This is a genomic window from Streptosporangium sp. NPDC002721 (assembly GCF_042888905.1).
Taxonomy (GTDB): Bacteria; Actinomycetota; Actinomycetes; order Streptosporangiales; family Streptosporangiaceae; genus Streptosporangium.
Map to the genome: position 1 here is coordinate 1 of NZ_JBIAQI010000079.1, position 5,377 is coordinate 5,377.

Here is a 5,377-nt window from a genome sequence, read left to right on the forward strand (position 1 = left end):
AGTCAAGGTCACGATCGTTAATGGTCCTGTCTCGCCCTACTTACAGCTCAGAAGGCTATCTCCCTCGATGTCTCACCTGAGCCTGCCAAGGAGGGCTGCCCCACATGCCGGGGACGTGGAACCAAGCTGCGCAGCTCGCGCCGTGCCCTTCTCGTCGGCGAGAGCGGTGGTGATCCCGAGACGCAGGGAGAACAGGAATGTCTCGACTGCCTCGCAACCGGCCGGGTCGAAAGGAACGTGAGATGAATCCGATCATGCAGACCGCTGCGGCCTGCCTACAGCAGGAACGCCAGCAGAACGAGGCGCATGCCCTCACCCGGCTGCGGAACGCGTTGCTGCGGCTCGGCGTACGGGCCGAACTGCGCGACAACGACAGTGCGCTGATGATCCCCCGTCCACAGGTCGGTCTGCCGGTGTGGGTGTTCGTCGGTTACGGCGGCGCCTTCTACTCCTGGCAGTCGGCCGAGAAGCGCCACCCGATCAGCGACGTGGCGGGTGCTGCCCAAGTCCTGGCCGATTACGTCGGTCGATAGGCGGGCGCGGCGGGGTGGTGTCCTTTGGTGCGGAGGGCACCGAAGAGCGTTGCCGCTGCCCCGTCGCGTCTGATCACGTCCCGGCAGGTAGCAGAGACGGCGTATGCGGCCCCACCCGTGTAACCGCGGCGCCCTTCTTCCCTCTCTCTGCCTGCCGGGACCTTCTCTGCTCTTGTTCCCCTTGCCTTCCGGTGACGTGACAGGCGGGGGAAGCCAGGTTACGCTCTGACTTGGTCAAACAACCTGTCGGGTGATGGACGGTCGTAATGTCACTAGAGTCCGTGCCTCCGAAGTACGCCCAGCTTGTTCAGGCACTTCAACGGCGCATCGAGTCGGGGGACTACCCTCCGGGCTCACTCCTGCCCAGCGAGAACCAGCTCATCAACGAGTTCGGTGTCTCCCGGCCCACCGTCGTCGCCGCACTGCGCGTGCTCCGCGAACAGGGCTGGATCGACTCTCAGCAGGGCAAGGGCCGCTTCGTGCGTGGTCGCCCGGCGATGACCTCGATGGAACAGCCCCGCCCCGGACAGGCGTACCTGACCGGTCCCGAAAATGCCTCCGACGGTGAGGTGGTGGAGGCGGCGGCACTGGCCGTACCCAACCGCATCGCGGCCCTGCTGGACATCGCCCCGAAGAGCAAGGCGTTCCTGCGGCGCCGCCTGGTCAGCCGGAACGGCGAACCGACCGAGATCGTCTCGGTGTGGCTGCCACTGGAGCTGTCAGAGGGCACCGACCTGACCAGTGCTGACCTGCTGCCCGAAGGGCTTCGCGAGCATCTCCAGTCGCGCAAGGGGGTGCGCTTCGACCACATCGTGGAACAGATCGTTGCGCGCATGCCCACGACCGAGGAGGTCAAGCGGCTCGGCATGCCGAAGAACGTCCCGCTGTTGTGCGTCTACGCGGCGGTGCGCGATGCGGCCGGCCTTGCCCTCGTCGTGGCGGAGGTGCTTCTTCCGGCCGATCGGCATGAGCTGGAAGACGCCTATCCGATCGGTTAGCTCAGTCTCACCCCGCGAGCCCGCTTAGGTACTTGACCTACCAAGCGGGCTCTCTTATTCTCAAAGCACTTGATAGGTTAAGTGCCTGTCAGTTGATAAGAGGAGTGCCATCATGGCTCTGCAAGGCCCGATCCCCGTCAGCTTCGCCCAGGTCTTCCCGTACGGCTGCTACGTCGTCGGGGAGGTCGAGGCGGTCAAGGACTTCGACGCCTCCACCAACGGCCGCTTCGTCCAGTCCCGCGACAAGACCACCGGAGAACTCGTCTGGCAGGTCGCGGTCATGGACGCCGACCCGACCGTCAAGCCCGGACAGAAGACCGTGGCCGTCAAGATCCTCTCCCCGGTCCAGCCCGTGCCGCCGGCCCCCATGCCGAACCTGCCCTTCACCCCGGTCGAGTTCGACCACGTCACCGCCACCCCGTATGTCAACGGCGCCGGACGTCTCGCCTACTCCATCAAGGTCCGCGAGATGCGTGCCCCACGCACCGGCCCCGCCGCCTCCGCTCCCGCCAAGCACACCTCCACCGCTGGAAAGGACGTTGCCTGATGACGCGTCGCAGGACTCACCGCATCAGCACCATCACTCTCAACACCGGCCGTGGCGCTCGCGCCACCAACCACCCCTACCCGGCCCGGACCCCGGTCCTGGCGCTCGACTTCGGCGCCGTCTCGCTCCTGGTCACCACCTCGGCCGGCGACCTCGTGACGGCCTCCGACGTCGAGTTCGCCCGCCAGCTCGCCCACGAGGCCGACCAGTTCGCCCGCTCGGTCGAGAGCAAGTTCACCACCCCGACCAACGAGCCCGACCAGGGCAAAGCGGCCTGACACGTAAGCGGGGCCGCTGGAACTGGCATTCCGGCGGCCCCTCGTCTCCCCAGACAGCAAATCAAGAGAGGGCTCAAGCCTATGTTCAAAAAACTGCCCGGTGACGAGGCGCAACACCTCGTCACCACGACCCCCGACACGGCTGTGGTGTTCCGCCCGGCCGTCCTCAAGACCCCCGCCATCGTCACCATCGTCATCTTCACCTGGCGGCTGCTGGCCGGTGCCGTGCGGCTGCTGTGGCGCTACCCGATCGCCTCACCCGTCGCCGTCGCTCCCGGCGCGCTGAGCTGGCTGTACGGCTGGCAGTGGGGCATCGCGCTTCTCGTCCTGGTGCCCGTCGCTCTCACCACGTGGCGGCTGGTCGATCGGGCCTCGTTCCTGCGCCTGGTGGGCTGGCGGCTGCTGGCCTGGTGGCGACGGGTGTGGATCTACCGGCGGCACTGGCAACCGGTGATGATCGTATCCGGTCTCGGCCGTCACCTGCGGGGCCGTGACTACCTGCCTCGCCTCGTCCGCGTCACCTGCACCTCGTGGGCGGACCTGGTCACGGTGAAGATGCTCGCCGGACAGTCGGTCAAGGACTGGTCCGACCGCATCGAGAACCTGGCCCATGGCTTCGGCGCCACCTCGTGCCGGGTGACCGTCGCCCGGTCGGGCCGGTTGCTGCTGGCCTTCCCTCGGCGCGACCCGCTGGCCGTCCCCTTACCCGCTCTACCGATTCCCGCCGTGGCGTCGGTGGGGCCGGTCGAGATCGGCAAGCAGGAGGACGGCACCCCGTGGCGGCTCAAGGTCCACGGCACTCACGTCCTGGTCGCCGGTGCCACCGGGGCGGGCAAGGGCTCGATCATCTGGTCCACCATCCGGGGCCTGCTGCCTGCCGTCCGTGCGGGCCTGGTGCAGATCTGGGCGTTGGATCCCAAGCTGATGGAGCTGTCCTTCGGCCGTGACCTGTTCGACCGCTACGCCGCCGACCCGGCCACGTGCGCCGATCTGCTGGAAGCAGCCGTGAAGATCATGCAGGAGCGGGCGGGCCGGTTCGCCGGAGTGCAGCGCAACCACGTCCCTACCGTCGACGACCCGTTCGTCCTGGTGGTGGTCAACGAGGTGGCATTCCTGACGGCCTACCAGTCCGACAAGGGGCTCAAGCTCCGCATCTCGGCAGCACTGGCGACCTTGACCACGCAGGGCCGTGCGGTGGGGGTCGGCGTCCTGGCGGCGTTGCAGGACCCGCGCAAGGACGTGCTGAGCATCCGCAACCTGTTCCCCGACAAGATCGCGCTGCGGCTGGACGAGTCCGAACAGGTGGACATGGTCCTCGGTGACGGCGCTCGCGATCGGGGCGCGCTGGCCGACCTGATCTCACCTCAGCCGGACCTCGGCGCAGGCATCGCCTACACCCGCCTGGAGACCTCACCCGAGCCGATGCGTGCCCGTGCCGGTTACGTCTCCGATGCCGATATCCGCGACATGGTCGCCGTGTTCACCGCTGACACGCTGCCGCTGACGGTTGAGGGGGCCTGATGAGAGTCACCCTGCACGGCACCCCGGCCGAGATCGAGGGCCTGCCCTTCCGGCGGCTGCGGACATTTAACGGCTCCGACCTCGCCGAAGTGACGGTGATCGTCGATCTCGACACCGCCCGGCTCCGCAAAGACCCCTACAGCGACGCCTGCCGGATCACCGCTGACGTGGTCGATCGAGAGGAGGCCATGTGACCGAGACCCCTACCGTTCCACCGTCCGCCACCTCGCCCGATGGCTCCGACCGCACCTTGCCCCGCCTCATCCGTGACACCCTGCCGTTCGCCCTGGACGTCGCAATCGAGGTCGCCAAGAACAACGGCGTCTGCATCCGCCCGATCGAGCTGCGGCGCCTCGACACCCACACCGGCACTTCCGAATCGTTCAACATCCCCTGCGGCGCCACGCAGGAGGCCAAGTGCCCGCCGTGTGCCAACCGCAACCGCCAGCTCCGCCGGGCGCAGTGCCGGGAGGGCTGGCACCTCGACCACGAACCGATCGCCGAACCCAATCCCTCCACGGAAGACCAGCGGTGGCTGATCGAGTTCCGGGCCGACGTGCAGGCCAAGCGGGACGAGGCCGAGAGGGACGGGGAGGACACCCTTGACTGGGACGAGGCGATAGCCGGGATCGATGCGGAGATCAACGCCGCTGGGATGCGGGGCAACGTCCTGGGCGGGCGATCGACTCCCAAACGCTCGCGCTCGACGAGGCGGCGTCAGGATGCCCCGGATCTGCCCAAGCGGGCCAAGCAGGACACGACCCTCGGGCGGACCTTCATCGCCTCTGACGGCAAGGTCTACCGGCCGTCCTTGTTCATCACGCTGACGCTTCCCTCGTACGGACGCGTTCGCAACGGTGTGCCGGTCAACCCGAGCACGTACGACTACGCGGCGGCTGCCCGCGATGCCCTGCACTTCTCCAAGCTCGTCGACCGGTTCGTGCAGAACCTGCGCCGGGTGGCCGGCTATGACGTGCAGTACTTCGCCTCCGTCGAACCGCAGAAGCGGCTCGCCCCGCATCTGCACATGGCGATCCGCGGGACCATGCCGCGCGCGGAGGTCAAGGCCATCGCCGCCGCGACCTATCACCAAGTGTGGTGGCCGTCCGTCGACGAAGTCCGCTTCGACGGTGACTACCTGCCGGTCTGGAGTGAGCGGACCGAACGGGCTGAGCCCTACCCGGACGGCCAGGCCGGCGACTACCTCGATCCGGCGACCGGGGAACTGCTGCCAACGTGGGACGAGGCACTCGACCAGCTCGGCACCGACGAGGCGGCCGAACCGCTGCACGTGGTCCGCTTCGGAACTCAAGTCGATGTTCAGGGCGTGCTCGCTGGATCGCCGGACGCTGACCAATGCATCGGCTACCTGTCGAAGTACCTGACCAAGAGCCTCGGCGACACTCGGGGCTTCCCCCATAAACGTGGACACCGATTTCAGGCGGCAGACTTCAGGCTATCTATCGTCTTCTCGTAGTCGATCGGGCTGAGCTGGCCGAG

General features: G+C 67.3%; 7 protein-coding genes. All 7 read left to right on the plus strand.

Features of this window, described 5'->3' with window-relative positions; genetic code table 11:
* Positions 1–242: 242 nt before the first annotated feature.
* The 7 genes from ACFYWM_RS44545 (at position 243) to ACFYWM_RS44575 (ending at position 5,354) form a co-directional block, all read left to right on the plus strand.
* Positions 243–533 carry a hypothetical protein gene (locus tag ACFYWM_RS44545; protein WP_389927913.1) on the plus strand — a complete coding sequence of 97 codons (291 nt, stop codon included), beginning with the start codon at positions 243–245 and terminating at the stop codon, positions 531–533.
* Positions 534–814: 281 nt separating this feature from the next.
* A complete protein-coding gene (locus tag ACFYWM_RS44550) occupies positions 815–1,531 on the plus strand; it encodes a GntR family transcriptional regulator (RefSeq protein WP_389927916.1) in 717 nt (238 codons plus the stop codon).
* 112 nt (positions 1,532–1,643) lie between these two features.
* A complete protein-coding gene (locus ACFYWM_RS44555; RefSeq protein ID WP_389927918.1) occupies positions 1,644–2,078 on the plus strand; it encodes a plasmid replication, integration and excision activator in 435 nt (144 codons plus the stop codon).
* Positions 2,078–2,356, plus strand: coding sequence for a hypothetical protein (locus ACFYWM_RS44560; RefSeq protein ID WP_389927921.1), 279 nt, complete (start codon positions 2,078–2,080; stop codon positions 2,354–2,356). Before ACFYWM_RS44555 ends, ACFYWM_RS44560 begins: the two co-directional genes overlap by 1 nt.
* Positions 2,357–2,437: 81 nt before the next feature.
* Positions 2,438–3,877, plus strand: a complete 1,440-nt coding sequence (locus ACFYWM_RS44565) for an FtsK/SpoIIIE domain-containing protein (protein ID WP_389927924.1) — start codon at positions 2,438–2,440, stop codon at positions 3,875–3,877.
* Positions 3,877–4,071, plus strand: coding sequence for a hypothetical protein (locus ACFYWM_RS44570; protein WP_389927927.1), 195 nt, complete (start codon positions 3,877–3,879; stop codon positions 4,069–4,071). The genes ACFYWM_RS44565 and ACFYWM_RS44570 overlap by 1 nt, the downstream gene beginning before the upstream one ends.
* A complete protein-coding gene (locus tag ACFYWM_RS44575; protein ID WP_389927929.1) occupies positions 4,068–5,354 on the plus strand; it encodes a replication initiator in 1,287 nt (428 codons plus the stop codon). Before ACFYWM_RS44570 ends, ACFYWM_RS44575 begins: the two co-directional genes overlap by 4 nt.
* Positions 5,355–5,377: the final 23 nt, after the last annotated feature.

What these genes read in the sequence shown, in the direction of transcription:
- ACFYWM_RS44545 (WP_389927913.1), top strand. Translation starts at nt 243, where the DNA reads ATGAATCCGATCATGCAGACCGCTGCGGCCTGCCTACAGCAGGAACGC.
- ACFYWM_RS44570 (WP_389927927.1), top strand. Translation starts at nt 3,877, where the DNA reads ATGAGAGTCACCCTGCACGGCACCCCGGCCGAGATCGAGGGCCTGCCC.
- ACFYWM_RS44555 (WP_389927918.1), top strand. Translation starts at nt 1,644, where the DNA reads ATGGCTCTGCAAGGCCCGATCCCCGTCAGCTTCGCCCAGGTCTTCCCG.
- ACFYWM_RS44560 (WP_389927921.1), top strand. Translation starts at nt 2,078, where the DNA reads ATGACGCGTCGCAGGACTCACCGCATCAGCACCATCACTCTCAACACC.
- ACFYWM_RS44565 (WP_389927924.1), top strand. Translation starts at nt 2,438, where the DNA reads ATGTTCAAAAAACTGCCCGGTGACGAGGCGCAACACCTCGTCACCACG.